The sequence below is a fragment of the Krasilnikovia sp. MM14-A1004 genome, from assembly GCF_047159485.1.
Lineage (GTDB): Bacteria > Actinomycetota > Actinomycetes > Mycobacteriales > Micromonosporaceae > Actinoplanes.
Genome location: NZ_AP038773.1, coordinates 5,840,908 through 5,867,287, shown reverse-complemented (window position 1 = coordinate 5,867,287; position 26,380 = coordinate 5,840,908). Strand labels below are relative to the sequence as shown.

The window sequence follows — 26,380 nt, the reverse complement described above, 5'->3', positions numbered from 1 at the left end:
TCACTCCCTGTTGTCGACGGAACCGAGGCAGGGAAAGGCCCGGCATCATCGTGCCCTGGTGCATCTCCGTGCCGCGGAACGGGTCGACTCCCCGACGATGCGGACGCGGTGCACCGTCATTGACCGTCCGCTGCCGACCGGCCGGCGGTGGTGGCGTGGGTGTCGTCGGTGTGCAGCGGGACCGTGATGCGGAACGTGCTGCCCACGCCGGGTGCGGTGGTGACCGTGATGGTGCCACCGGCGTCCGTCACGATGCGGTGCACGGTGGCGAGGCCGAGCCCGAGGCCGGTGCCGTGGCGTTTGGGCTTCGGGCCGGTGAAGGGCTCGAAGAGGTCGGCCGCCATCTCGGGGGACATGCCCCGGCCGGTGTCGCTGATGTTCAGGTGGGCGTACGGCCCTGGAGGCAGTGGTGTCTGACCGCCGTCCTCGGTGACGGTGACGGCGCCACTCTCGATGATGATCATTCCGCCGTCGGGCATCGCGTCGCGGGCGTTGATGACGAGATTGCACAGGGCCTGTTCGAGGCGGGCGCGGTCGGCGCGGATCGGCAGGGCGTGCGGGTGGAGGTGGGTGACGAGGTCGATGTTGCCGCCGATGGTGCGGTCGAGCAGGGTGCGGGTTTCGGTGATGACGGTGTTGAGGTCGATGGTTTCGGCGGTGGTGGGTTGTTTGCCGGCGAAGACGAGGAGTTGGCGGGTGAGGTCGCGGGCGCGTTCGGCGCTGGCTTTGGCGCGGGTGAGGTCGTCGCGGGTCTCGGGGTCGGTGGTTTGTTCGAGGGCGAATTCGAGGTAGTTGAGGTTGATGGCGAGGAGGTTGTTGAAGTCGTGGGCGATGCCGCCGGCGAGTTGGCCGAGGCTTTCCAGGCGTTCGGCGCGGGCGGAGCGTTCCAGGATCTGGGCGCGGTGCTCCTCTGCATGCTTGACGGCACTCATGTCCCGCGCGATCGCGGCGATGCCGACCACCTCGCCGTGCCGGTCGTAGACCGGGGAGATGCTGCTCGACACGTCGACCAGGTGGCCGTCCTTGTGTATCCGCTGCGTCCGTAACTGAGAGATCGCTCCGCCCTGGCGGAGATCTGAAATGACCTGGGACAACTGAGCCGCCGATGCCGGTGGCAGCACCGTCACGACACTGTGGCCGAGCATCTCGCGGGCGGTGTAGCCGTACATCCGCTCGGCGCTGCGGTTCCAGGACACGACGTTGCCGCGCAGGTCGATGGCGAGGATCGCGTCCTCGGAGGATTCGACGATCGCGGCCAGCATCGACTCGTCCTCGGCCGAGCGGTTGGCGCGGCGTTCCAGCGCGCGCTGGCTGTAGGCGACCGCGACGCTGAGTGCGGTCATCCCGACGATCACCCAGAGACGTACCTGTTGGTAGGCGGTGCCGCCGAGGCCATGCCAGGAGGAGGTGGCCCAGGCCATCACCCAGGCGAACGCGCCGACCGCGGCCACCGGCCAGGGGCGGGCCGAGGCCGCCGCGAGCACCGGCCCGGCCACGATCGCCAGGCCGAACGCGGTCAGTTCGCGAGGGGTCGCGAGGTCCACCAGGCTGGTGAGGAGAATGATCAGTACGGAGAACGACAGCACCCCGACCCGCCACCAGCCGTGGGTGAGCGAGCCGTGTTCCCGCCGCCGGTCCTCGAACCGCATGCAACTCCCCGATGCAGGCGCCGACCTCCGGCGCGCGCTGTTCCCCCAAATCACCAGCTTCGCCCACCTGGTGGACCGATGGGCCAGCCTCCGGCCTTTGGTCATGACCGCGATCCGGCTCGAGTAAACCCGAGACCGACAAAACGGTCACGTCGGGGTGCTGTCGAATTTCCCCTGAACGACCGCTAATCGACGTTAGTCGGAATTACCCTCAAACCAGCGGAGTGCCGTGAGCGAGAGCGGAGACGCGATGAGCGCGATGGGTGCGGCCGCGGCCGGTCGCCCGGCGAGACGGGCGAAGGCACAAGCCAAGACGAGGGCCGCCGCCGTGCCCACCACGGCGTACATCTCCTGGGTGGCGCTGGCGCTGATGACCACCAGCTCGGTGGCCAGCCTCCGCCCTGCACCGACCATGGCGGTCTATGGACTCGCCGCGATCTTCCTGTACCTGGTGCCGGCCATCGTCTTCCTGCTGCCCACCGCACTGGTCTCCGCCGAGCTGGCCTCCGGCTGGAACGGCGGCGTCTACAACTGGGTGGCCGAGGGCATCTCCAAGCCGATGGGCTTCCTCGCGGTGTGGTGCCAGTTCGCCATGACGATCTTCTACTACCCGAGCCTGCTGGCGTACGTGGCCAGCACCCTCGCGTACGTCTTCAACCCGGCGCTCGCCTCCAGCGGCACCTGGACCGCGCTGGTCATCATGGTCTGCTACTGGACCGGCGTCTGGGTCTCCTCGCAGGGCACCAAGTCGGTGGCCGGACTCGCCAGCAGCGGGCTCATCATCGGCACGCTGATCCCTGGCGCGCTGCTCGTCACGCTCGGCGCGATCTACCTCGGCCAGGGCAACCAGTCCGCCGCCCCGATGACCGCCAGCAACCTGCTGCCCGCCTGGGCCGGGATCTCCAGCCTGGTGCTCATCGTCAACAACTTCCTGTCCTACTCGGGCATGGAGATGAACGCGGTCCACGTCAGCTCGCTGAAGAATCCGGCCCGCGAGTTCCCCAAAGCGATGTTCCTCGCCATGGGGCTCGTGCTGGCGATCTTCATCCTCCCGGCAGTGGCCATCTCCTGGTTCATCCCGTCGGAGCAGCTGTCCCTGACGGCCGGGGTGATGCAGGCGTTCGACACCGTCTTCGCCGACTTCAACATGCAATGGATGACCCCGATCCTGGGCATCATGCTGGTCGCCGCGTCGCTGGGCGGCATGCTCACCTGGCTGGCCGGGCCGTCCAAGGGGCTGCTGCTCATCTCCCGGCAGGAGGGCTACCTGCCGCCGTTCCTGCAACGGCTCAACAAGCACGGCGTGCAGCAGAACATCCTGGTCACCCAGGGCATCGTCACGTCGGTGATCGCCCTGGCGTACGCGTTCATCCCGGACGTCTCCAGCGCGTACTGGATCTTCTCGGTGATCACGACACAGGTGTATCTCATCACGTACCTGCTGATGTTCGTCGCCGCGATGCGGCTGCGCCGGCAGCAGCCCGACCACCCGCGCGGCTACAAGGCGCCGCTGCTCGGCACATTGTGCGTGGTCGGCTTCGTCGCCTCGTCCGCCGCGCTGATCATCGGGTTCGTCCCGTCCTCGCAGTTCGGCGGCGGCAGCACCGCACTGTACGTCTCGATCATCGCGACCGGCGCGCTCGGGCTCGGGCTGCTCGTCCCGTTCCTCTTCTACCGGTCGCGCAAACCCGGCTGGCGCCTGGCGGAGGCGGAGCAGGGGAGCCCGTCATGACCACCGAAGCCACCACATCCCGTGCCACCCGCATCGGCACGTACCTGATCCTGGGTTTCGCCTTCGTCGCCCTGATCGGCATCGGGCTGGCCACCTTCCGTACCGGAAAGACCAACCACGAGGCCAGCGCGAAGGCCGACCAGCTCGTCGCGATGCTCGGCCTGCCCGACTCGGCAGAGGACCGGATCGCCCGCGTCCTCGGCGACGACGGCGGAATCGTGTGCGAGGCACCCGACACCTCGCTGGCCCGATCCGAACTGCTGGCCACCCTGTCCAACGGTGCGGGCGGTCCCGGCGCCCGGCCCGTCGTCGCGGACGAGCAGGCGATGAGCGGGATGCAGGACATCATCGACATCTACTGCCCCGAGAAGGCCGACGAGTTCCAGAAGTTCGTCGACGACCTGAAGCTGGCCAACACCGCGAAGTGAGACCGGAGGCGGCCGTGGGTGTCGACGGGCTGCGCGACAGGATCTCCGCGCTGATGCCGAGAGTCCGGACCGAGCTGGCCGAACTGGTCGCCTACCGGTCCGTGGCCGACCCGCGCCAGTTCCCGCCCGAGGAATGCGAACGCGCCGCCACCTGGGTCAAGGACCGCTTCGCCGAGGTCGGCTTCGACAAGATGCAGCTGCTCACCACCGCGGACGGCAGCAGAGCCGTGTACGGCGAGCGCCCCGCCACCGGACCCGGCGCGCGCACCGTGCTGCTGTACGCCCACTACGACGTGCAGCCCCCGCTGGACGCCGAGGCATGGCGGACACCGCCGTTCGAGCTGACCGAACAGGACGGCCGCTGGTACGGCCGGGGCGCCGCCGACTGCAAGGGCAACATCCTCATGCACCTGACCGCGCTGCGCGCGCTCGGCGACGACGTGCCGGTCAACCTCAAGCTCATCGTCGAAGGCTCCGAGGAGCAGGGTACGGGCGGCCTCGAAGCGTACGTGCCGGAGCGCGCCGACCTGCTGGCCGCCGACGCGATCCTGGTGTGCGACACCGGCAACGCCGCGGTCGGCATCCCGACCGTCACGACCACGCTGCGCGGGCTCGCCAACGTGGTCGTCACCGTGTCGGCGCTGCGATCCGAGATGCACTCCGGCATGTTCGGCGGGGCCGCCCCCGACGCACTGGCCGCGCTCGTCCACATGCTCGCCTCACTGCGCGACGAGCGCGGCAACACCACCATCACCGGGCTGCCCGCCGACCAGAGCTGGCAGGGCACCGACTACCCGGCGGACCAGTTCCGCGCCGACGCCAACGTCCTCGAAGGGGTACGGCTGCTCGGCGACGGGTCGGTCGCGGAGATGGTGTGGGCCCGCCCCGCCGTCACCATCCTCGGCATCGACTGCCCGCCCGTGGTCGGCTCCGCCGCGGCCATCCAGCCCACCGCCCGGGCCCGGCTCAACCTGCGCGTACCGCCCGGCATGGACGCCACCCGGGCTCAGGACGCGCTCGTCGCGCACCTGCGGGCGGCGGCGCCGTGGGGCGTGCACGTCGACATCGAACGGGAGGCGCACGGCGCGCCGTTCCGGGCCGAGACCGGCGGGCCCGCGTACCGGGCGCTCGGGGATGCGATGCGTGAGGCGTACGGGCGGGACATGACCAGTGCGGGCCAGGGTGGTTCGATCCCCCTCTGCAACGTCTTCCACGACACGTTCCCGGAGGCGGAGATCATCCTGATGGGCGTGGAGGAGCCACTCACCCTCATGCACGCTCCGAACGAGAGCGTCGACCCGACCGAGATCGCACACATGGCGTTGGCGGAGGCGCTGTTCCTCCAGCGGTACGCGGCCACCTGACGGCCACCGGCGGGACCACTACGATGACGGCATGAGCGCAGGGGCCTTCGGCAGGCATTTCCCTGCCGTCGTCACGCTCGATGACCTGACCGCGATGAACGCGGCGGACCGGTACGGCCATCGGTACGAGCTGAGCCCCGAGGGAGCCCTGTCGGTGACGCCCCCGACCGACTCCGAACACGCCGCGATTCGCCAGCCGCCTCATGGTCTGGCTGGCGGTTGCCGGCTGGCCCGCCGAGCAGGTGCTCCAGGCTGTGGGCATCAAGATTTCGGGGCCGGACGGTAGTGGCGGCCGGATTCCCGACCTCACGCTCTGGGCCCGGCCGCAGCCGTCGGCTGTCTGGCTGGACCTCGCGGACCTGCTGCTGGTCGTGGAGGTCGTCTCGCCGGGATCCGCCGCGGCCGACAGGGTGGTCAAGCGACTCGAATACGCCGCTGCCGGAATCGCGCGCTACTGGATGGTCGAGCGCGATCCGGCGCAGACGGTCACCATGCACTCCCTCGGCACGGACGGGGCGTACGAGGTCTCGGCCAAGATGCCGCTGGCCTGGCTGCTGCAGACCGCGCCGGCCGACCATCAGCTCGGCGCCTGACGGCCGCCCTGCTCAGGATCGGGTCGCGTCGGCCCCGGTGGCCGCCTCGTCGGGCTGTGCCACGGCTTTCGGCGCTTCCTCGTCGGCGGCAGCAGCCGCGGCCGGCTCCGGCTTGGCGGTGGCGCCGGTCGGCTCCGCCTCGGCGGCCGGGGCAGAGGTGGTGGGCTCGTCGTCGTTACCCGACGATTCCCGGCCGGGTTCGGCAGCTGGCATCACAACGTCGCGCCCGACCGCCTTCTTGGCGTCCTGGACCGAGATGACCTGTGTCTTCTCGCCTGTCATCGGGTACACGAGCGCGGCGCGGGTCTGGATCACCTGAGTGCGTTCACCGGGATTGCGGGAGATGACCTGGGTCTTCTCACCGATATCCCGGCCGCGCATCGTCTCCGCGTGCGCGGTGAGGTCGTCCGTGGCCTCCTCGACCGCCGGTTCCGCGGCGGTGGCACCCGGCAGCCGCAGGAGGTGCGTCTTCTCCTCGTCGTCCGATTCGACGACCGGCTCCGGGCTCGCTGTCTGCGCGCTCGCGGGCTGGTCATCCGCCTTGGTGCCGGTCTCGTCGTCCGCCTTCGCGCCGGTCTCGTCGTCCGCCCTTGCGCCGGTCTCGGCGGCCATGACGGTCGTGGTCGGTTCGTCGGTGGTGCCGGTGCCGGGAACCGGGTCGGCCGACGGAGTGGCACCGATTGCGGCCTCGGTCGTGGGCTCGTCCGTGCTCTCCTGCGCCGGAGGCGCGTCGGTGCTCGCCCCCGTCGCTGGTTCGTCCGCGGTCACCTCCGCTGTCGGCTCGTCGATGACGACTTCCGACGTCGGTTCGTCGGCGGCCACGACAGGCGTCGGAGCCGGCGCCGGGGCCGGGGCCGTGTTCGGCGGCTGCTCCGCGGCCAGAGCGGCCGTGGGCTCCTCCGACGGCATGACGGTCGTCGGTTCGTCCGCGGCGGCGGTGGCTTCGCCGACGGAGAAGACCGTCGTCGGCTCGTCACCGTTCGCCACGTCGGGCGTCGATTCTGCGGTCGGGGCCCCGAGGGTCAGCATGGTGGTCGGTTCGTCGGCGGGCGCCACGACCACCACGGTCGTGGTGTCCGGGGGCGGGCTGGTCGCCAGGACCGTGGTCGTATCGGCGGTCGGGCCGGACGGCAGGACGGTGGTGATGTCCGCGGGCGGTCCCGACGGCAGGACCGTGGTGGTGTCCGCATGGGCGCCGGACGGCAGGACCGTGGTGATGTCCGCGGGCGGCCCCGACCGCAGGATCGTGGTCGTGTCCGCCGGAGGGCCCGGGGGTGGGCCGGACGGCAGCACGGTGGTGGTGGCCACGGGGCCGCCCACGCGCAGCACGGTCGTCGTGTCCGCGGGCAGGCCGGCCGCCGACGTGGGCAGGATGGTGGTGTGCACCGCCGCGAGCGGGGTCCCGGCGGGCGTCGCGGACCCGCGGGCCCGGCCCAGCGTGCCGATGATCGGCAGCTGCGGCGGCTCGTACCGGGCCCAGCGGCGCGCGCTCAGCGCCGTGCACAGCAGCGGCACACCGAGCAGCGCCGCCAGACCGTAGCCGGGCAGGCTCAGATCGAAGCCCTTCCGGGCGACCTCGGGCGGCCACACCCCGGCGTACGCGGCGGGCGCCACCAGCGCCCAGCAACTGATCGCCGAATAGACCAGGCCCGCCGCCGCCGGCCCGGACGGGGAGATGGGAGCGAACAGCAGGATCGCGTACGCCGTACCGGCCAGCAGCAGCACGATCAGCCCTGTGATGGACTCCACACTGCTGCCACCGCCGTCGCGCGCCCGGCTGGTCAGCGCGCCGGTGAAGCCCACGCCGCAGAGGATCCAGACGGCCGGGGCCAGCACGAGGGCGTACAGAATCGACCTGAGGTGTCGCAAGTTGTCTCTCTCCCGCTGTTTCGCTGCCCGGCAGGCTACCTGGGGTTCGCCAGGTGTGCGGGTACGCCGCCGTACCGTGTGGTTCATGACCGACAAGCTGGACCCCCGGCCCACCGCGCACTCGCGCGTCACCCTCAGCCGGATCATGACCGCGATCGACGTCAACCTGTACGGCACGGTGCACGGCGGCGTGCTGGTGAAGTTTGCCGACGACGTGGCGGGCGCGGCGGCGGCCCGGCACAGCGGCGGTACGGCGGTGACCGCCTCGATCGACGAGATCATCTTCCTGGAGCCGGTGCGGGTCGGTGACCTGGTGCACGCCTCCGCGCAGGTGAACTGGACCGGCACCACGTCCATGGAGGTCGGCGTACGGCTGACCGCGGAGCGCTGGGACACCGCCGGAGACGAGGCGCTGACCGTGGCGACGGCGTATCTGGTGTTCGTGGGGATCGACGTGGCGGGGAATCCGCGCCGGGTCCCGGCGGTGCAGCCGGACGACCCCGAGAACGAGCGGCGGTTCCGGGAGGCGCTGATCCGCCGCGAGCACCGGCTGGCCCGGCGGGCCGCCATCCACCGCGCACGGACGGATCATGGGTGATTTCCACAGGGGTTCCGGCCCCGACCTGAATCATGATTAAGTCGGAGTGCCCGAGGGTTCGACATTCCCGCGGGGAGCTGTGACGGGCGGAGAGCTGTGGTGACTGGCAGGGTGCTGTGGACGCCACCGGCGGACGTGCGGGAGACCTCCCGGATGGGCCGGTATCTGACGTGGCTGCGTGCGGAGCGCGGCGTGCAGGCGGACGACTACGCGTCGTTGTGGCAGTGGTCGGTGACGGATCTGCCCGCGTTCTGGCGCTCGATCTGGGACTACTTCGAGGTCATCTCCCACACCGAGCCCACCGCGACGCTGCCGGACCAGACGATGCCGTTCGCGCCCTGGTTCCCCGGCGCCACCCTGAACTGGGCCGAGCACGTGCTGCGCCAGCCCGGCCTCGCCGACGACGACCCGGTCGTGCTGGCGTACTCGCAGTCCCGCGACCCGATCACACTGACCGCCGCGCAGCTGCGCGAGCAGGTCCGGCGGGTGGCGGCGGGGCTGCGCCGGCTCGGCGTCGGCCCGGGCGACCGGGTCGCGGCGTACGCGCCGAACATCCCGGAGACGTACGTGCTGCTGCTGGCCACGGCCAGCCTGGGGGCCATCTTCTCGTCCTGTGCGCCCGAGTTCGGCACCCGCAGCGTCACCGACCGCTGGACCCAGATCGAGCCGAAGGTACTGGTAGCCGTCGACGGCTACCAGTACGGCGACAAGGCGATCGACCGGCGCGAGGAGGTGGCCGGGATCCGGGCGGCCCTGCCCAGCGTCGAGCACCTGGTCACCATCGGCTACCTGCACGGCGGCGGCGACTGGGCGCAGCTGGCCGCCGACACGGACGAGCCGCTGACGTTCGCGGCCGTGCCGTTCGCCCACCCGCTGTACGTGCTCTACTCCTCGGGCACCACCGGCCTGCCGAAGCCGATCGTGCACGGCCACGGCGGCATCCTGCTCGAACACCTGAAGATGCTGGCCCTGCACCACGACCTCGGGCCCTCCGACCGGTTCTTCTGGTTCACCACGACCGGCTGGATGATGTGGAACTTCCTGGTCTCCGGCCCGGCCGTGGGTGCGGCGATCGTGCTGTTCGACGGCAATCCGGGCTGGCCGGGGCTGGACGGGCTGTGGCGGCTGGCCGAGGAGGCCGGGGTCACCTACTTCGGCACCTCCGCGCCCTACCTGCTGGCCTGCCGCAAGGCGGGGCTGGTGCCGCGCGAGGTGGCGAATCTGCGCCTGCGCGGGCTCGGCTCGACCGGCGCCCCCCTCCCGCCCGAGGGCTTCGCCTGGGTGTACGAGGCGGTCGGCGCGGACCTGCAGCTGCACTCGATCTCCGGCGGCACGGACGTGTGCACCGGCTTCGTGGGCGGCGCCCCGCTGCTGCCGGTGATCGAGGGCGTCATCTCGTGCCGCTGCCTGGGCGCCAAGGTGGAGGCGTACGACCCGGTGGGCAACCCGGTCATCGGGGAGCTGGGCGAGCTGGTGGTGAGCGCGCCGATGCCGAGCATGCCGGTCGGGTTCTGGAACGACCCGGACGGCGCGCGGTACCGGGAGGCGTACTTCGACGTGTTCCCCGGGGTCTGGCGGCACGGGGACTGGATCACGATCGGCGAGGACGGCACCTGCGTGATCACGGGCCGCTCCGACGCGACACTCAACCGCGGCGGGGTCCGGCTCGGCACCAGCGAGTTCTACTCCGTCGTCGAGGGCCTGCCGGAGGTCGTCGACTCGGTCGTCGTACACCTGGAACGCGCGGGCGACCCCAACGGCGAGCTGCTGCTGTTCGTGGTGCTGGCCGACGGGGTCGAGATGGACGACGCGATGCGCGGCCGCATCCGCGGCGAACTGCGCTCGGCGCTGTCCCCGCGGCACGTCCCCGACGAGATCCACCAGGTCCGCGCTGTCCCGCGCACGCTGTCGGCGAAGAAGCTGGAGGTCCCGGTCAAGCGCATCCTCACCGGCACGCCGGTGGAGTCGGCCGCCGCGAAGGGTGCCCTGGTCAACCCGGAGTCTCTGGAGGCCTTCGCCCAGCTGGCCAAGGACCGGGGCGTCACCGCGGACTGACCCCCGCAGCGCCCGGACTGACCCACGGACCAACCCGAACGGGCCGGTCCGCGGGGGCGCGGGTCAGTGCAGAATCCGGGTCAGCAAGGGGCGCCGGTCAGTGCATGGTCCGGGTCAGCAAGGGGCGTCGGTCAGCGCAGCGTCCGGGTGACCTTCTCGGTGTCGGCGCGGGCCGCCAGCCGCTCCGGGTCCAGGTGAGCGCACAACACGACGGATGCGCCCACCATCAGCGGAGCGAGCAGCCAGTCGACCGGGTCGGGGTGGGCGGCCGCGTCGATCAGCACCCGCTCGCCCGGCCCGATGCCCAGCTCGGTGGCGCGCTGCGCGGCGGCCCGGCAGGCTTCGGCGTGGTCGCGTTCGCCCAGCGCGGTGTCCGTGGGGCGGATCGGCTGCGGGGCGAACCGGTCGCCGTGCTGGCGTACCTCTGTGACGTAGTCGGTGAATCCGCCGGGTAGCTCGCGCAGCGGCATCGCCAGCGGCAGCAGGCCGGTCGCGTACCGCTCGTCGGCGGGCCAGGCGTCGGCCCCGGCGGCCCCTCCGGGGGTCGTGAAGAGGACTTCCACCGGTCGCGGCGGCTCCGGCGCGACCACGGCCACCCCGGCCGACCAGCAGCCGAGCAGGATGGCTGCGGCCTGCCAGTGCGGCGGCAGCAGTACGGCGGCGGTGTCGCCGGGAGCGGCTCCCGGGCCGTCGCGGAGCAGGTTGGCGGTCTTGGCGACCCAGTTCTCCAGGGTGGCGCCGGACAGCTCGGCCCGGTCGCCGGTGGCGTCGTCGTAGAACGTCAGCAGCGGCACCGTCGGATCGCGCCGGACCGCGGAGGCGAACGCCGCGGGGATCGTGGTTTCCATCGACCCCGAGAATAGTGGCGTGACTCTGCGTAGCGTCCCGGTCTCGCCGTGGCGGATCCGCAGGACGCGCCCCGTTCGATACCGCGAGGCCGGCGGCCGGCCCGAACCGGTCGCGGTGGGATCGGCGGGTATTGCGGCAAACCGGGTAACACAGCGGTGTCGTGGGCGCCCCCGCGGTGCGGGCGCGGCGTAGGCTTGCCAGTGGCCAGGCCCACACCCCCCAAGGAGTCGCCTCGTGACCGCCGGTCGCCCGCCCCGAGTCCTCGTCGACGCCACGAGCGTCCCCGCCGACCGCGGGGGTGTGGGCAGGTACGTCGACGGGCTGCTCGGCGCCCTCGGCGCCATGGGCACGGATCGGGTTGATCTGGCCGTCGTGGCGCAGCGTACGGATGCGGAGCGTTACTCCCGCATGCTGACCGACGCCGAGGTCATCGCCGGACCGGCCGCGGTGGCGCACCGCCCGGCGCGGCTGGCCTGGGAGCAGACCGGCCTGCCGCTGCTGGCTCAGCAGGTCGGCGCGCAGGTGCTGCACGCGCCGTTCTACACCTGTCCGCTGCGGGCCGGTTGTCCGGTGACGGTGACCGTGCACGACGCGACGTTCTTCACCGAGCCGGAGCATTACGACAACACCCGGCGCACGTTCTTCCGCAGCGCGATCAAGACGTCGCTGCGCCGCGCCGCGCGGGTCATCGTGCCGAGCAAGGCGACGCGTGATGAACTGATCCGCCTGCTCGACGCCGACCCCACAAAGATCGACGTGGCCTATCACGGCGTCGACTCGGCCGCGTTCCACGCGCCGACGGACGAGGAGAAGGCCCGGGTCCGGGCGCGGCTGGGGCTGGGCGACTCCACGTACGTGGCGTTCCTGGGCGCCAAGGAACCGCGCAAGAACGTGCCCAACCTGATCCGCGGCTGGGCCCGCGCGGTGGCCGACTGGCCGACCCCGCCGGCCCTGGTGATCGCGGGCGGCCAGGGGCACGACGACGACATCGACCGGGCGGTCGCCGAGGTGCCCTCGCACCTGCGGCTGCTGCGGCCGGGCTACCTGCGCTACACCGACCTGCCGGGTTTCCTGGGCGGCGCGGCCGTGGCCTGCTATCCCTCGTTCGGGGAGGGTTTCGGCCTGCCGATCCTGGAGGCGATGGCCTGCGCCACGCCGGTGCTGACCACGCCCCGCCTGTCGTTGCCGGAAGTGGGCGGCGACGCGGTCGCGTACACCACCGAGGATCCGGACCGCATCGCCGAGGACCTGGCGAACCTGTTGCACGACGAACCACGGCGGCTCACCCTGGCCAAGGCCGGATTCGACCGGGCCAAGGAATTCACCTGGGCCTCCAGTGCAGAAGTCCACGTCAATGCGTGGCTCCGGGTCGCGGCCGGGTGACGGTGGCGTGAGTCACATCGTTACACTCCGTGCACATGACTGACGAGCACGGCGGCCTGTACGCCGTTATCCCCGCAGGTGGCAGTGGCACCCGTCTATGGCCTCTGTCCCGCGCAGGTCACCCTAAGTTTCTGCACCCGCTGACCGGGACCGACGCGTCGCTGCTGCAGGCGACCGTGCACCGGCTGGCCCCGCTGAGCGATTCCGAGCACGTGTACGTCGTCACCGGCGTCGGGCACGCGGCGGCGGTCTCGCGGCAGCTCGCCGAGGTGCCGGAGGACAACATCCTCGTCGAGCCGTCCCCTCGCGACTCCTGCGCGGCCATCGCGCTCGCCGCCGCCGTGATCGCCCGGCGCGACCCCGAGGCGATCATGGGTGCCTTCGCGGCCGACCACCTCATCGCCAACTCCGACCACTTCATCGAGGTGATCCGGCACGCGATGGCCGGTGCCCGGCAGGGTCTGCTGATGACCCTCGGCATCACCCCCACCCGCCCCGAGACCGGGTACGGCTACCTGCAGTGCGGCGCCCCGGCGGGCACCGGCCCCGTGCTGGCGGTCGAGGAGTTCAAGGAGAAGCCGTCGTACGAGGTGGCCGAGGCGTACGTGAAGTCGGGCCGCTACCTGTGGAACGCCGGCATGTTCGTGTGGCGGGTGGACGCGTTCCTGGCCGAGCTGTCCCGGCAGCAGCCGCAACTGGCCGCGGGCGTCTCCCGGATCGCCCAGGCGTGGGACGGCCCGGACCGCGAGGAGGTCCTCGGCGAGGTGTGGCCGACGCTGCCCCGGATCTCGGTGGACTACGCGGTGATGGAGGGCGCGGCCACGGCCGGGCGGGTCGGCACCGTGCCCGGCGATTTCGGCTGGAACGACGTCGGTGACTTCCACACCCTCGGCGAGGTGCTGGCCGCCGACTCGGCGGGCAACGTCATCGTGGGCAACGACGCTTCCGCCAAGCCGGGCACCCTGCTGCGCGAGGCGGAGAACCTGGTCGTGGTGCCCAACTCCGGACGGCTGGTCGCCGCGCTCGGCGTGCGCGATCTGATCATCGTGGACACACCCGACGCGGTGCTGGTCTGCCCGCGCGAGCGCGCCCAGGAGGTCAAGTCCCTGGTCGACGAGCTGAAGGACAAGGGCGAGCTGGGCTACATCTGACGCCGGTCCGAGACCGGGGCCCGATCAGACCGGCCCGGTCACGGTCAGCACCAGCGCGGCCCCCTCGGTCGCGGTCGCCGAGCCCAGCCCCTCGGCGGCCAACGCGGCCCGGATCCGGTGCACGTCCGCGCCGAGCCGCAGCAACGCGGCGGGGGAGTCGTCCGGCGCCGCGCACCGCAGCGTCCCCGCAGCCCCGCTGACCCGGGTGCCCGCAGCGAGCAGATCGGCGACCGCGTCCAGAGCGCGGGCGACCGCCGCCGGATCGGCCGGCTCACCGTCGCCCGAGGAGTCCGCCAGGCGGGCCGCGTCGCGCAGTCCGGCGGCCCGCGCCTCGGCCGTACCCAGGGAGAACATGTCGCTGTCCGGGTCACGGATCAGCGCGGCGGCGCCGGGGCCGTCCGCCGGGCCCGTACCCGGATAGCCGCGCACCACCGCGACCGGGACCCGCTCGCACTTGCCCTTGACCAGCTCACCGGCGGCGGCGAGTTCGTCGATGACCGCCATCTCTGTCAGCTGCAGCTCGTTGCCGTACGGATCGATCTCGCCGCGGTGATCGCGCACCGGGGCGATCCCCGCCGCGCCCAGCGCCACGTCCGTGAGGCCGTTACGCCAGGCCCGGCCCATCGTGTCCGAGACGATGACGCCCACCGCCAGGCCGCGCGCCGCCAGCGACGTGCGCAGCGTGCGCGCCGAGGCGTCCGGGTCGGCGGGCAGCAGCACCAGGTGGGTCTTGTCGATGTTCGACGCGTCGATCCCGGCGGCCGCCATGACGAACCCGTGGTGCGTCTGCACGATCGCGGTGGGCCCGCGCCGGGCCACCACCCGGGCCGTCTCGCTGGCCAGGACCTCCGCGCGGGCGGCGTCGCGCTCGGGGCCGTCCGCGGGCACCTCGACCAGGCGCCCCTCCGCCTTCGACACGATCTTGCTGGTGACCACGAGGATGTCGCCGTCGCGCAGCCAGGGTGCCGCGTTCACGATCAGCGCCGCCAGGTCGTCGCCCGGCATCACGTCCCCGATGCCGCGCACCGGAAGAACCTCCAGGCCGTCCCGCGGTCCGCCGGTCGGTCCGAGGCTGCCGGGCAGGCACTCGGTCATCAGCTCACCCCCGCGAGTTCCAACGCCGCGGCGACCATCGCGGCCGTCGCCTGCTCGTCGCGCATCCACAGCGGCACGGCCCGGGTGCGCACGCCCGGCACCTCGGTGTTCGCGTCACTCGTGTCGACCAGCCAGCCGTCCAGCAGCCCGCCGTCGGTGCGCGCGCCGTACAGCCCGCCGACGCCCGTGGCGGTCACCGGCACGCCGACCGTGGCCAGGCAGCGGTCCGCCATGCCGCGCACCGGGGCGCCCGCGATCACCGGGGAGACCCCGACGACCGGCGCCGGGCCGTCCGCCACGCCCTCCCTGATTCCGGGTACGGCCAGAATCGGCGCGACGCTGACCACCGGGTTGCTCGGGGCCAGCAACACCACGTCGGCCGCGCCGATCGCCTCCAGTACGCCCGGAGCGGGCTTGGCCGTGTCGGCGCCGACGAAGACGAACCGGTGGGTCGGCAGGTCGCCGCGATGGCGTACCCACCACTCCTGGAAGTGGATCGCCCGGCGTTCGCCCTCGACGTCGACGACGACATGGGTCTCCAGCCGGTCGTCGGTGGCGGGCAGCAGCGTGAGACCGGGCTGCCAGCGGTCGCACAGCGCCGCCGTGACCTGGGACAGCGGATAGCCGGCGGCCAGCATCGTGGTGCGTACCAGATGGGTGGCGGTGTCCTTGTCACCCAGCCCGAACCAGCTCGGCTCGGCGCCGTACCTGGCGAGTTCCTCCTTGACCACCCAGGTCTCGCCGGTGCGGCCCCAGCCCCGCTCGGGGTCGGCGGCCCCGCCCAGGGTGTACATGACGCTGTCCAGGTCGGGGCAGATCTGCAGGCCGTGCAGGCGTACGTCGTCGCCGACGTTGACCACGGCGGTCACCTCGGCGCCGATCTCGCGGGCATGCGCGCGCACCCCGACGAGGAACCGCGCGCCGCCGATGCCGCCGGTAAGGACCACGATCCGCATCCGACCATCCTTGCGCACGTCCGTCCGATTCGCGGGCCCTGGGGGGCCGGTGTGACGTGCGTATCCCGTTTAGAGTGGGCGCCGTCCCCCGCCGTACGCCCCCCGTTGTCAGGAGTCGCCGTGACTAGCCAACCCGAGCCCCCGGGCGAGGCCCGCCCGGCTTTCGAGCATCTGCGTCCGGTGCGCGACCTCGCCGCGTTCGTCCTGGTGGGCCTGCCGGCCATCATGCTGTTCGTGGCCCTGCTGCGGCTGATCCCGTCCGGGGTGGGTGAGCAGTTCACCAGCCGCACCCAGGACAGCTTCTACAACTTCGTGAACCTGCCCGTGGTGCTGTTCCCGGTCGGGGCGGTGCTGCTGTCGCTGGTCGGGCCCCGGCACCCGAAGGCCCGGCTGATCACCATGGTGGCCCTCGTCGAGTACGCGGCCGCGGCGTTCTTCGGCGTGGTGTTCGGGATCCTCGTCGGCCTGGTGAAGATCGCCGGGTTCAGTGTGCGGATCGCGTTCGAGGAGCTGCTGCTGCGGGTGGGCTGGCTGGCCGTGCTCACGATCGCGACGTACGCGGTATGGGAGCTGTGGCGCCACCTGTTCACCGCCCCCAAGCCCGAGCCCGGCATGTACGGGCAGGCGGTGTACGGCGTCCCCGGCACCTACCCGGGTCAGCCGGGCTACGGCCAGCCCGGTCCGGCCCAGCCGGGCGTTCCCCAGCCGGGCCAGGCCCAGCCCGCTGCGGCCCAGCCCACATCGGCCCAGCCCACATCGGCGCAGCCTGCATCGGGCCAGCCCGCATCGGCGGGTTCGTGGGGCGCGCCCGACGGCGCCGCGGCCCAGCCCTGGGGGGCGGCGCCGTCCAGCCCGCCGGCCCCGAGCACCGCGGTGTGGGGCCAGCCGCAGGGCGGCGGATCCGTCCCGCCGGCGTGGGGCCAGCCCGCGTCACCCGCCCAGCCCGCAACGTACGGCCAGCCCGGAATGTCGGCGCCGTTCACGCCCGAGCCGGGTCGGTCCACGGTTTACGGCAGTCCGCAGCCGGGCGCTTTCGCCGAGCCGACCCGGGCCGTGTCGCACCACCGCCAGGACGACGACCACACGCGCGTCGTCGGTGACGAGCGCCCAGGTTTCGGTCCCGCCGGAGACGACTTCCCCCGCCGCTGAGCTGCGCGTCGCCGCCCACTGTGGCCGGGCGACGCGGTGGTTCGCGGCGCGCGGAGCGGAATTCCCGAGAGCAACGTGGTTCAGGACACTGCGTATTCGGCTCCGAGTGCCGGGCAACCGGCCCGCGGTTCGGCCTAGGCTGCACGGGTGGCAGACGTGGAACCGCTTCCCACCGAGGCGAGCATGCGGCGGGCGCTGCGCCGGGCCGCTGACGGCAAGGCACTCGACGCGGACGAGGCCGCGACCCTGCTGGCGGCGGACGGCGGACCGCTCGACGAGTTGTTGACGCTGGCGGGCGGCGTACGCGACGCGGGGTTGCGGGAGGCCGGCCGGCCCGGCGTCGTGACGTACTCGAAGAAGGTCTTCATTCCGTTGACCCGGCTGTGCCGGGACCGTTGCCATTACTGCACCTTCGCGACCGTGCCGCACCGGCTGCCCGCGGCGTTCCTGGAACGCGACGAGGTGCTGGCGATCGCCCGTCAGGGCGCGGAGCAGGGCTGCAAGGAGGCGCTGTTCACGCTGGGCGACCGGCCCGAGGAGCGCTGGCCCGCCGCGCGGCAGTGGCTGGACGAGCGCGGCTACGACTCCACCCTGGACTATGTGCGCTCCTGCGCGATCGCGGTGCTGGAGGAGACCGGCCTGCTGCCGCACCTCAATCCGGGCGTGATGAGCTGGGCCGAGTTGCAGCGGCTCAAGCCGGTCGCGCCGAGCATGGGGATGATGCTGGAGACCACCGCGACCCGGTTGTGGTCCGAGCCGGGCAGCCCGCACTTCGGCTCGCCCGACAAGGAACCGGCGGTGCGGCTGCGGGTGCTCGACGACGCGGGCCGGGTCGGGGTGCCGTTCACGACGGGCATCCTGATCGGCATCGGCGAGACCCGCGCGGAGCGTGCCGACGCCCTCTTCGCGATGCGCCGTAGCGCCCGGGAGTTCGGCCACATCCAGGAAGTCATCGTGCAGAACTTCCGCGCCAAGCCGGACACCGCGATGCGCGGCATGCCCGACGCGGAGCTGCGCGACCTGGCCGCGACCGTGGCGGTGGCCCGGCTGATCCTCGGCCCGCGGGCCCGGTTGCAGGCCCCGCCGAATCTCATCGAGTCCGAGTACGACCTGCTGCTGCGGGCGGGCATCGACGACTGGGGCGGCGTGTCACCGGTGACCCCGGACCACGTCAACCCGGAACGGCCGTGGCCGCAGATCGAGGAGCTGGCCCGGCGCAGCGCCGCATCCGGCTTCGAGCTGCGCGAACGGCTGACGATCTACCCCGAGTACGTGCGGCGTCCCGAGGGCTGGCTGGATCCGCGGCTGGCCGCGCATGTGGCCGCGCTGGCCGACCCGACCGGGCTGGCCCGCCCCGAGGTGCTGCCGAAGGGCCTGCCCTGGCAGGAGCCCGACGACGCGTACGCGGCGGGCGGCCGCACGGACCTGTTCGCCACGATCGACACCACGGGACGCAGCGGCGACCGGCGCGGCGACTTCGACAGCGTGTACGGCGACTGGTCCGAAGTGGCCGCCCACGTGCGGGCGGCCCCCGAGCGTGCGGACTCGGACGTGCTGGCTGGGCTGCGGCTGGCGGCGGACGATCCGGCGGCGCTGCTGGAGCCGCAGCACGAGGACAAGGCGATGGCGCTGTTCCACGCGGACGGCACGGCGCTGGACGAGCTGGCCCGGCTCGCGGACGACCTGCGGCGCGACGCCGTCGGGGACGACGTCACGTACGTGGTGAACCGCAACATCAACTTCTCGAACGTCTGTTACGTCGGGTGCCGGTTCTGCGCGTTCGCCCAGCGGGAGCGGGACGCGGACGCGTACCGGCTCTCCGTGGAGCAGGTGGCGGACCGGGCCGAGCAGGCGTGGCGCGACGGCGCCAGCGAGGTGTGCATGCAGGGCGGCATCGACCCGAAGCTGCCGGTCACCGCGTACGCCGAGCTGGTCCGGGCGATCAAGCAGCGGGTGCCGGGGATGCACGTGCACGCATTCTCCCCGATGGAGATCGTCACGGCGGCCGCGAAGGCCGGAGTCAGTGTGCGCGAGTGGCTGACCGGGCTGCGCGAGGCGGGCCTGGGCACGATCCCCGGCACGGCCGCGGAGATCCTCGACGACGACGTGCGCTGGGTGCTGACCAAGGGCAAGCTGCCGACGGCGACCTGGGTTGACGTGGTGTCCACCGCGCACGAGCTGGGCATCCGTTCCAGCAGCACGATGATGTACGGCCACGTCGACCACCCGCGGCACTGGCTCGGGCACTTCCGGGTGCTGGCCGGGATCCAGGACCGGACCGGTGGCTTCACCGAGTTCGTGGCGTTGCCGTTCGTGCACACGAACGCGCCGATCTACCTGGCCGGGATTGCCCGGCCCGGCCCGACGTGGCGGGAGAACCGGGTCGTGCACGCGATGGCACGGGTACTGCTGCACGGCCGGATCCCCAACATCCAGTGCTCGTGGGTCAAGCTCGGCGACGAGGGCACCCGGGTGATGCTGGACGGCGGCTGCAACGATCTCGGCGGCACCCTGATGGAGGAGACGATCTCCCGGATGGCGGGCTCCGAGCACGGCTCGGCCCGTACGGTGGCGCAGCTCAAGGAGCTGGCGGCGGCTGCGGGACGCCCGGCGGTGGAGCGGACAACCGGATACGGCCGACGCTAGATAACAAATCGGGCTATTTTGGACGCGACGCGCCGACGCGCCGTTACTTTCGGGTGTCTTTGGGAGATAGGGCAGGAACGGGACTCCGAGGTATCCGCGGGCACCTCGGGGAAACGGGCCTATTTATCAGGTTCGGCTTGACGACGCACGTCTTACACGCGTGTAATTTCGGTGGGGTTGTGGGATGGGTGCTGGGGAAATGCACCCGTTCCGCAAGAAATCGCGCCGCGTGCGTGGGGGGTCAGTGCCGGCATTGCCGCCGGCGCGGAAAAGGAGGCACGCCGATGATGATGGAAGCGCAGGTTGAAGGCATCGACCTGCTCGGGGATGCCCCCGAGTGGCAGGAGCGGGCCCTGTGCTCGCAGACCGACCCGGAGGCGTTCTTCCCGGAGAAGGGCGGCTCGACGCGGGAGGCCAAGCGGATCTGCGGCCGGTGCGACGTGAAGGCGGAATGCCTGGAGTACGCGCTCGGCCACGACGAGCGGTTCGGCATCTGGGGCGGACTGTCGGAGCGCGAACGTCGCAAGCTCAAGCGCCGGGTGGCCTGATCACGACTCGGCCTGCGGCGCCGGGGGCGGCCCTCAGGTCAGTTCGTCGGGATCCACCCCGAGCAGGTTGGCGACCTGCTCGATGATGACGTCGTGCACCAGATCGGCGAGGTCCTCGCGGTCCATCGCCCGGAATTCCAGCGGCCGGCGGTAGAGCACGATGCGTGGCGGCAGCTCCTGCCGCCCCGGCCGGCCGGGCAGCAGCCGGGCCAGTGGCACCTCGCCGTCCTCCAGCACGTCGGAGTCGTAGACGTTCAGCTCCGGCGGGACGTCCTCGACCGCGAACTCGACCCCGGCCAGCTCCTTCGCGTACCGCCGCTCCAGGCCCTCGACCGTGTCCAGCACCAGATCGTCGAAGATCTCCGCCTTGGTGCGGGCCAGCGGCACGGTCGCCGGGACGAGCCGCCCGCGCAGGCCACGGCCGTGCCGGTCGCGCCGGGCGGGGCGCCCCGGCCCGGCGGAACGCGCGGCCCGGCCGGGCTCGGCGACACGGCTCTGCTCGCCAGTGCGGCCCAGCTCGCCGATGCGGCCCAGCTCGGTGGCGCGTCGGCGGTCGGGGCTGGTCGTCACGCACCCAGCCTAGCCCGCCCGCGCCGTGCGGCGGGCGCGGTGGAGCCCCGCGCGTTGCGCCGCGCGAATTCGCCCCAACGGGGCGGCGTGTCTTCAGCGGCCTGACGGAATCGTGATGCATGGCGGGTCGGCGTGTCGCGACCCCATCCGCCCCGCGCGAGGCGCCGGGGCGATAACGTGCCGCCGTGAGGTCCCCACGGCGCTGCTCTCGTAACGGCTGTCCCCGGCAGGCGGTCGCCACCCTGACCTACGTCTACAGCGATTCCACCGCCGTCGTCGGGCCGCTGGCCGCCTTCGCCGAGCCGCACACGTACGACCTGTGTGAGCCGCACGCCCGCAGCCTCACCGCCCCCCGCGGGTGGGAACTGGTCCGCCACGACGGCGACTTCGGCCCGCCCCCGCCCACCACGGACGACCTGGTCGCTCTCGCCGACGCGGTCCGCGAGGCCGCCCGCCCGGCGCCGCCCCCGCGCCCCGAGGAGCACGACAACCTGCCCGGCCACCAGACCGGCCGCCGCGGACACCTGCGCGTCATCCCGCCCGCCCACTGAATCCGAGGTCCCGGCTCGGGCCCGAGTGTCCCGGACCCTGGTCGGAAACCTAGAGCGCGATCAGGCGGAAGCGGGACTTGAGCCAGGGGATCAGGTTGCGGTACGCCGCGATCGTGTCCGGCTGCGCATAGTCGTGGGACAGCACGATCCCCCCGCGCCCGGTGTGCCGCTGCACCGCATGCGTCACGCGGGCCCGGTGTGCCGCGTCGCTCTCGCCGGACGGGTGGTCCCAGTCGCGCGGGTCGACCGACCAGTAGATCGAGGCCATGCCGAGGTCGGCCGCCACGGACACGAACGCGGGAGTGAAGTTGCCGCCGGGGGCACGCATGAAGCGGATCGGCGCGCCGGGTGCGGCCCGGTGGATCGCATCGTTCGTACGCTGCAGATCGGCGCGGATCGCGGCCGGGCTCTGCTTGCCGAGCGTGAGGCTGTGCCGCCAGGTGTGGTTGCACAGGGTGTGCCCCTCGGCGGCGATTCGCCGGACCAGTCCGGGATGCGCGGCCACGTTCTGGCCGACCAGGCAGAAGGTGGCCTTGACGTGGTACTTCGCCAGCAGGTCCAGCAGTTTGGGGGTCTGCGCCGGGTCCGGCCCGTCGTCGAAGGTGAGCGCCACCGCGGCGGTGCCGGTGCTCGTGGCGCTCTTCGCGGGGCCGCCGAGGTGCATCTTCGGAGCGTGGGGCGGTGGCGTGCGGGTGAGCGTGTCGGCGCCCGGCAGGCCCGGTCCGGGCGCCGGCGGCCGCGTCGGGCCGTGGGTGCTCGGGCCCCCGGAGGTGGCGTCCACCGTGGAGGGAGTCCGGGGCGCCGGGGTCTCGGAGCCGCTGCTCTCCGACGAGGTCCACAGCGGTGTCCCGTCGGCGGCCATGGCCGTGCCGCACCCGGCGAAGGCCGCAATGACCAGCGCCGCAGCAACCGTGCGGAAGGCGCGCCTACCGGCGAAACGCATCGACTTCTCCGTCCCGTGTCCGAACTCGACACCACCAACTATGACCGAACCGGTCGATATCGAGGGATGCGCACCCGTCGGGATGGCACTGATCCGGGAGGAACCCGACCTCTGCACGGCCGCGGCGGTGGGCGTGACATGATCCGTTGCAACGTGTCCTGGCAGGCAGGACCCGACGCAGGAGCCGCGATGCGCCGCCCTCAGCTGACGCCCGAGGCCGCCGCCGTCGTCGCGGTACACCGGGACTCCCGGCGGGCCGTCCACTCCCGGCGGGCGCTGCTCGGCGGGGCCGTTGTGGCGAGCGCCGCGCTGGCCGGTTGCGGCATCGAGGGCACGCGCCAGAGCGAACAGAGCTGCCCGAGTACCGACCTGTCGGCCAGCGAGCACCGCCTCGTCTTCGCGAACTGGCCGCAGTACATCGACGTGAACGACGACGACCAGAGCCGCCCGACCCTGGAGGCGTTCGAGCGCAAGACGGGAATCAGGGTCAGCTACCTGGAGGAGATCAACGACAACGACCAGTACTTCGGCAAGATCCAGAACCAGCTGGCGGCGTGCCGCCCGACCGGCCGGGACATCATGGTGGTCTCCGACTGGCTGGTCGGCCGCCTGGTCGACCTCGGCTGGGTGCAGCGGCTCGACCTCGCCGCGATGCCGAACGTGCAGCGCAACCTGCTGACGTCGCTGCGCGGCCGGGCCGTCGACCCCACCGGCACCCACGCGGTGCCGTGGCAGGGCGGCCTGGCGGGACTGGCCTACAACGGGCGGGTCGCCGCGGAGATCCGTACGGTCGACGAGCTGCTCACCCGGCCCGACCTGAAGGGCCGGGTGACCCTGCTCAGCGAACTGCGCGACACGATGGGGCTGCTGCTGCAGGCCCGCGGCCACGACCCTCGTGACTTCACGGAGGCGCAGTTCGACGACGCGCTGGAGGTGCTGCGCCGTTCCGTCGAGGCCGGTCAGATCCGGCGGTTCACCGGCAACGACTACGCGCCCGACCTCAAACGCGGCGACATCGCCGCCTGCATCGGCTGGTCCGGTGACATCATCCAGCTCGCCAGCGACGATCCGAAGATCCGGTTCGTGGCCCCCGACTCCGGCGTCATGCTCTACTCCGACGACATGGTCGTACCGAACCAGGCGGCGCACCGAGCCAACGCGCAGCGGCTCATGGACTATTACTACGATCCGACCGTGGCGGCGACCGTCGCCGCGTACGTGAACTACATCTGCCCGGTCGAGGGGGCGCAGTCCGCGATGGAGAAGATCGATCCGGAGCTGGCCGCGAACCCGCTGATCTTCCCCACACGCGGGCTGCTCGCCCGCGCCGGCGAGTTCATGCCGCTCACGCAGCCGGAGTCGCGGTTGTACAACGACAAGTTCCAGGCGGTGATCGGGGCTTGAGCACCGACCTGCGGCTCGCCGGGGTGACCAAGCGCTTCGGCGCGGTGACCGCGGTCGACGCGCTCGACCTGACCGTGCCCGCGGGCTCGTTCTTCGCGCTGCTCGGCGCGTCGGGCTGCGGCAAGACCACCACGCTGCGCATGGTCGCCGGGCTGGAGGACCCCACGGCCGGGCGGATCCTGCTCGGCGACGACGACATCACCGGTCTGCGGGCGTACCGTCGGCCGGTCAATACGGTGTTCCAGAGCTACGCCTTGTTCCCGCACCTGGACGTGCACGAGAACATCGCGTTCGGCCTGCGCCGCCGCCGTCAGCGCGACGTGCGGGCCCGGGTCGAGCAGATGCTCACCCTGGTGCAGCTGGAGGGGTACGGCCGGCGCCGCCCCGCCGAGCTCTCCGGCGGCCAGCAGCAGCGCGTGGCGCTGGCCCGGGCGCTGGTGAACAGCCCCCGGGTGCTGCTGCTGGACGAGCCGCTCGGCGCGCTCGACCTGACGCTGCGCCGCCGCATGCAGATCGAGCTCAAGCGCATCCACACCGAGGTGGGGATGACGTTCGTGCACGTCACCCACGACCAGGAGGAGGCCATGACGATGGCCGACACGGTCGCGGTGATGAACGCGGGCCGCATCGAGCAACTGGGCCCGCCCGCGCAGCTCTACGACCTGCCCGCGACGCCGTTCGTGGCGACCTTCCTCGGGCAGTCCAACCTGCTGGCGGGCGAGCAGGCGGGCACGGTCGGCGACGACGTCGCGGTCACCGCATACGGTCTGCGCTTCACCGTGCCCGTGCTGCGCTCCCGGGCCGCGACCACGTCTGTCTTTCTCGGGGTACGCCCGGAGAAGCTGCACCTGGCGCTGTCCGCCGACGCGGTGCCCGAGACGCACCAGCGGCTCACGGGCGTGGTCACGGACAGCTCGTACGTGGGGGTGAGCAGCCAGTACCTGGTGCGCACCGGGTGGGGTACCGAGCTGAGCGTGTTCGCCGCCAGCACGGGCGAGCACCGGCAGGTGCCGCTGGGCGCCGAGGTGGTCGCGCACTGGGATCCGCGGCACGCGTTCCTGCTGGACCGCCCGCCGGGGGAGGGCGACCGGACCGGCGCGGCCGACGTGACCCTGGGCGTCTCGGCGTGATGCCGTCGCCCACCCGCGGGCGTGGTCGTCCCGGCGTGACGCGCGGATCCACCGTGGGGCGGGCCCGCCGCGCCGACCGGTGGGGGCGGCTGGTGCCGTACCTGTTGATCCTGCCCGCCGGGCTGTGGCTGGTGCTGTTCTTCGCGGTGCCCGCCGCCGAGCTGTTCGCCACCAGCCTGTACGACCCGGAGGGTTCCCTTGTCGACGGGTACGCGATGACCTGGGCGTTCGAGAACTATCCGGCCGCGCTGGCCGAGTATTGGCCACAGTTGCTGCGCTCGCTGGCGTACGCGGGCGTGGCGACCGCCGCGTCGCTGCTGCTCGGCTTCCCCCTGGCGTACGCGATCGCGCTGCGCGCCGGACGCTTCCGCAACGTGCTGCTCGTCGCGGTGGTGGCGCCGTTCTTCACCAGTTTCCTGATCCGCACCCTGGCCTGGAAGGCGATCCTGTCCGACAACGGCTGGCTGGTCGGCCTGCTGCGCGACGTGCACGTGCTGGCCCCGGACGGGCGGCTGCTGGCCACCCCGTTCGCGGTGGTCGCCGGGCTGACCTACAACGTCCTGCCGTTCATGGTGCTGCCGCTGTACGCGAGCCTGGAACGCCTCGACCGCCGCCTGCTGGAGGCCGCCGCCGACCTGTACGCGGGCCCGGCCGCGACGTTCCGCGCGGTGACGCTGCCGCTGGCCGCGCCGGGGATCGTGGCGGGCACGCTGCTGACGTTCATCCCGGCGGCGGGTGACTACATCAACGCGCAGCTGCTCGGCACGCCGGGGACGGCGATGGCGGGCAACGTGATCGACTCGGCGTTCCTGGTCCGGCTCGACTACCCGCAGGCGGCGGCGCTGTCGTTCGTACTGATGGCAATGATTCTGGTGTTGGTGCTGGCCTACCTGCGCCGGGTCGGTGCGACCGCGGTGGAGGCGCTGTGACCCGCGCCGGGCGGTGGCTGGCCGATCACCTCGTGCTGGGGATCGGGCTGCTCGTGCTGGCGTACCTGTTGCTGCCGATTGCGGTGATCGTCGCGCTGTCGTTCTACCGGCCCACGTCACGGCTGTCCTACGACTTCGGGACGTTCACGCTCGACTACTGGAGGAACCCGTGCGGCGCGCCGGGCATGTGCGCGTCGCTGGTCCGCAGCGTGCAGATCGGCTTCGCGGCGACCGTGGTGGCCACGGTGCTCGGCACGCTGATGGCGTTCGCGCTGACCCGCTACCGCTTCCGGGGCCGGTCGGCGACCGGTGCCTTGGTGTTCCTGCCCATGGCCACCCCCGAGGTGGTGATGGGTTCGTCGCTGCTGGCGCTGTTCGCCGCGGCGCGGATTCCGCTGGGCTTCTGGACCGTGGTGATCGCGCACGTGATGTTCTGCGTGAGCTTCGTGGTGGTGACCGTCCGGGCCCGGCTGGCCACCCTGGACCCGCGCCTGCCGGAGGCCGCCGCCGACCTGTACGCGGGCCCGTGGGCGGCGTTCCGCCGGGTGATCCTCCCGCTGGCCCTGCCCGGCATCGTGGCGGCGGCCCTGCTGGCGTTCTCGCTGTCCTTCGACGACTTCATCGTCACGAACTTCACGGCGGGCACCACGACGACGTTCCCCATGTACATCTGGGGCGCGGCGCAGCGGGGCATCCCGCCGCAGGTCAACGTGATCGCTACCGTGCTGTTCGGGGTGTCGCTGCTGGCGGTGCTGGCGGCGACGGTGCGCCGCCGCCAGCGCAGTTGA

The 26,380-nt window shown here is 72.1% G+C and carries 23 protein-coding genes; 16 read left to right on the top strand and 7 right to left on the bottom strand.

The window, feature by feature from the left end; genetic code table 11:
* Positions 1-116: 116 nt before the first annotated feature.
* A complete protein-coding gene (locus ACMCNN_RS25235) occupies positions 117-1,649 on the bottom strand; it encodes a PAS domain S-box protein (protein WP_412742991.1) in 1,533 nt (510 codons plus the stop codon).
* 229 nt (positions 1,650-1,878) lie between these two features.
* Between ACMCNN_RS25235 and ACMCNN_RS25230 the strand changes: the two genes are divergently transcribed.
* The 4 genes from ACMCNN_RS25230 (at position 1,879) to ACMCNN_RS25215 (ending at position 5,766) form a co-directional block, all read left to right on the top strand.
* Positions 1,879-3,381, top strand: coding sequence for an APC family permease (locus tag ACMCNN_RS25230; RefSeq protein ID WP_412742990.1), 1,503 nt, complete (start codon positions 1,879-1,881; stop codon positions 3,379-3,381).
* Positions 3,378-3,809 carry a hypothetical protein gene (locus tag ACMCNN_RS25225; RefSeq protein WP_412742989.1) on the top strand — a complete coding sequence of 144 codons (432 nt, stop codon included), beginning with the start codon at positions 3,378-3,380 and terminating at the stop codon, positions 3,807-3,809. The genes ACMCNN_RS25230 and ACMCNN_RS25225 overlap by 4 nt, the downstream gene beginning before the upstream one ends.
* 14 nt (positions 3,810-3,823) lie before the next feature.
* Positions 3,824-5,173 (top strand): dipeptidase, encoded by a 1,350-nt coding sequence (locus ACMCNN_RS25220; RefSeq protein ID WP_412742988.1) that lies wholly within the window; start codon positions 3,824-3,826, stop codon positions 5,171-5,173.
* Between the two features lie 203 nt (positions 5,174-5,376).
* Entirely contained in the window at positions 5,377-5,766 is a 390-nt protein-coding gene (locus tag ACMCNN_RS25215) for a Uma2 family endonuclease (protein WP_412742987.1), read from the top strand.
* A gap of 12 nt (positions 5,767-5,778) precedes the next feature.
* On the opposite strand, the gene ACMCNN_RS25210 is transcribed toward ACMCNN_RS25215, so the two are convergent.
* The gene (locus tag ACMCNN_RS25210; protein WP_412742986.1) at positions 5,779-7,635 is read right to left on the bottom strand and encodes a hypothetical protein; all 1,857 of its coding nucleotides are present in this window, start codon (positions 7,633-7,635) and stop codon (positions 5,779-5,781) included.
* 85 nt (positions 7,636-7,720) lie between these two features.
* Here ACMCNN_RS25210 and ACMCNN_RS25205 point away from each other — a divergent pair, with 85 nt between their 5' ends.
* Positions 7,721-8,233, top strand: a complete 513-nt coding sequence (locus ACMCNN_RS25205; protein WP_412742985.1) for an acyl-CoA thioesterase — start codon at positions 7,721-7,723, stop codon at positions 8,231-8,233.
* A gap of 96 nt (positions 8,234-8,329) precedes the next feature.
* A complete protein-coding gene (locus ACMCNN_RS25200; RefSeq protein WP_412742984.1) occupies positions 8,330-10,288 on the top strand; it encodes an acetoacetate--CoA ligase in 1,959 nt (652 codons plus the stop codon).
* Between the two features lie 131 nt (positions 10,289-10,419).
* Here ACMCNN_RS25200 and ACMCNN_RS25195 read toward each other — a convergent pair whose 3' ends face one another.
* Positions 10,420-11,136 carry a TIGR03089 family protein gene (locus ACMCNN_RS25195; RefSeq protein WP_412742983.1) on the bottom strand — a complete coding sequence of 239 codons (717 nt, stop codon included), beginning with the start codon at positions 11,134-11,136 and terminating at the stop codon, positions 10,420-10,422.
* 235 nt (positions 11,137-11,371) lie between these two features.
* Between ACMCNN_RS25195 and ACMCNN_RS25190 the strand changes: the two genes are divergently transcribed.
* Positions 11,372-12,520 (top strand): glycosyltransferase family 4 protein, encoded by a 1,149-nt coding sequence (locus ACMCNN_RS25190; RefSeq protein ID WP_412742982.1) that lies wholly within the window; start codon positions 11,372-11,374, stop codon positions 12,518-12,520.
* Between the two features lie 35 nt (positions 12,521-12,555).
* Entirely contained in the window at positions 12,556-13,671 is a 1,116-nt protein-coding gene (locus ACMCNN_RS25185; RefSeq protein WP_412742981.1) for a mannose-1-phosphate guanylyltransferase, read from the top strand.
* Between the two features lie 24 nt (positions 13,672-13,695).
* Here the strand turns inward: ACMCNN_RS25185 and ACMCNN_RS25180 are convergent, their stop codons facing one another.
* Positions 13,696-14,766: a coenzyme F420-0:L-glutamate ligase gene (locus ACMCNN_RS25180; RefSeq protein ID WP_412742980.1), complete on the bottom strand. Its 1,071-nt coding sequence runs from the start codon at positions 14,764-14,766 to the stop codon at positions 13,696-13,698.
* Positions 14,766-15,722, bottom strand: coding sequence for a 2-phospho-L-lactate transferase (cofD, locus tag ACMCNN_RS25175; protein ID WP_412742979.1), 957 nt, complete (start codon positions 15,720-15,722; stop codon positions 14,766-14,768). Before cofD ends, ACMCNN_RS25180 begins: the two co-directional genes overlap by 1 nt.
* 120 nt (positions 15,723-15,842) lie before the next feature.
* On the opposite strand from cofD, the gene ACMCNN_RS25170 reads away from it, so the two are divergent.
* The 3 genes from ACMCNN_RS25170 to ACMCNN_RS25160 all read left to right on the top strand — a co-directional run bounded on the left by ACMCNN_RS25170 (position 15,843) and on the right by ACMCNN_RS25160 (position 20,065).
* The gene (locus ACMCNN_RS25170; RefSeq protein ID WP_412742978.1) at positions 15,843-16,871 is read left to right on the top strand and encodes a hypothetical protein; all 1,029 of its coding nucleotides are present in this window, start codon (positions 15,843-15,845) and stop codon (positions 16,869-16,871) included.
* Positions 16,872-17,018: 147 nt separating this feature from the next.
* Positions 17,019-19,517: a bifunctional FO biosynthesis protein CofGH gene (locus ACMCNN_RS25165; RefSeq protein ID WP_412742977.1), complete on the top strand. Its 2,499-nt coding sequence runs from the start codon at positions 17,019-17,021 to the stop codon at positions 19,515-19,517.
* 290 nt (positions 19,518-19,807) lie between these two features.
* A complete protein-coding gene (locus ACMCNN_RS25160) occupies positions 19,808-20,065 on the top strand; it encodes a WhiB family transcriptional regulator (RefSeq protein WP_130513434.1) in 258 nt (85 codons plus the stop codon).
* Between the two features lie 33 nt (positions 20,066-20,098).
* Here the strand turns inward: ACMCNN_RS25160 and ACMCNN_RS25155 are convergent, their stop codons facing one another.
* Positions 20,099-20,479, bottom strand: coding sequence for a metallopeptidase family protein (locus tag ACMCNN_RS25155; RefSeq protein WP_198029129.1), 381 nt, complete (start codon positions 20,477-20,479; stop codon positions 20,099-20,101).
* A gap of 341 nt (positions 20,480-20,820) precedes the next feature.
* On the opposite strand from ACMCNN_RS25155, the gene ACMCNN_RS25150 reads away from it, so the two are divergent.
* Positions 20,821-21,186 carry a DUF3499 domain-containing protein gene (locus ACMCNN_RS25150; RefSeq protein WP_412739301.1) on the top strand — a complete coding sequence of 122 codons (366 nt, stop codon included), beginning with the start codon at positions 20,821-20,823 and terminating at the stop codon, positions 21,184-21,186.
* A 49-nt stretch (positions 21,187-21,235) separates the two neighbouring features.
* Here ACMCNN_RS25150 and ACMCNN_RS25145 read toward each other — a convergent pair whose 3' ends face one another.
* Positions 21,236-22,129 (bottom strand): polysaccharide deacetylase family protein, encoded by an 894-nt coding sequence (locus tag ACMCNN_RS25145; protein WP_412742976.1) that lies wholly within the window; start codon positions 22,127-22,129, stop codon positions 21,236-21,238.
* Between the two features lie 189 nt (positions 22,130-22,318).
* On the opposite strand from ACMCNN_RS25145, the gene ACMCNN_RS25140 reads away from it, so the two are divergent.
* From ACMCNN_RS25140 to ACMCNN_RS25125, 4 genes are read left to right on the top strand one after another with little or no spacing between them, the layout of a single operon-like run.
* A complete protein-coding gene (locus tag ACMCNN_RS25140) occupies positions 22,319-23,533 on the top strand; it encodes a spermidine/putrescine ABC transporter substrate-binding protein (protein WP_412742975.1) in 1,215 nt (404 codons plus the stop codon).
* A complete protein-coding gene (locus ACMCNN_RS25135; protein WP_412742974.1) occupies positions 23,530-24,663 on the top strand; it encodes an ABC transporter ATP-binding protein in 1,134 nt (377 codons plus the stop codon). Before ACMCNN_RS25140 ends, ACMCNN_RS25135 begins: the two co-directional genes overlap by 4 nt.
* Positions 24,664-24,698: 35 nt before the next feature.
* Positions 24,699-25,592, top strand: a complete 894-nt coding sequence (locus ACMCNN_RS25130) for an ABC transporter permease (RefSeq protein ID WP_412742973.1) — start codon at positions 24,699-24,701, stop codon at positions 25,590-25,592.
* A complete protein-coding gene (locus tag ACMCNN_RS25125; RefSeq protein WP_412742972.1) occupies positions 25,589-26,380 on the top strand; it encodes an ABC transporter permease in 792 nt (263 codons plus the stop codon). Before ACMCNN_RS25130 ends, ACMCNN_RS25125 begins: the two co-directional genes overlap by 4 nt.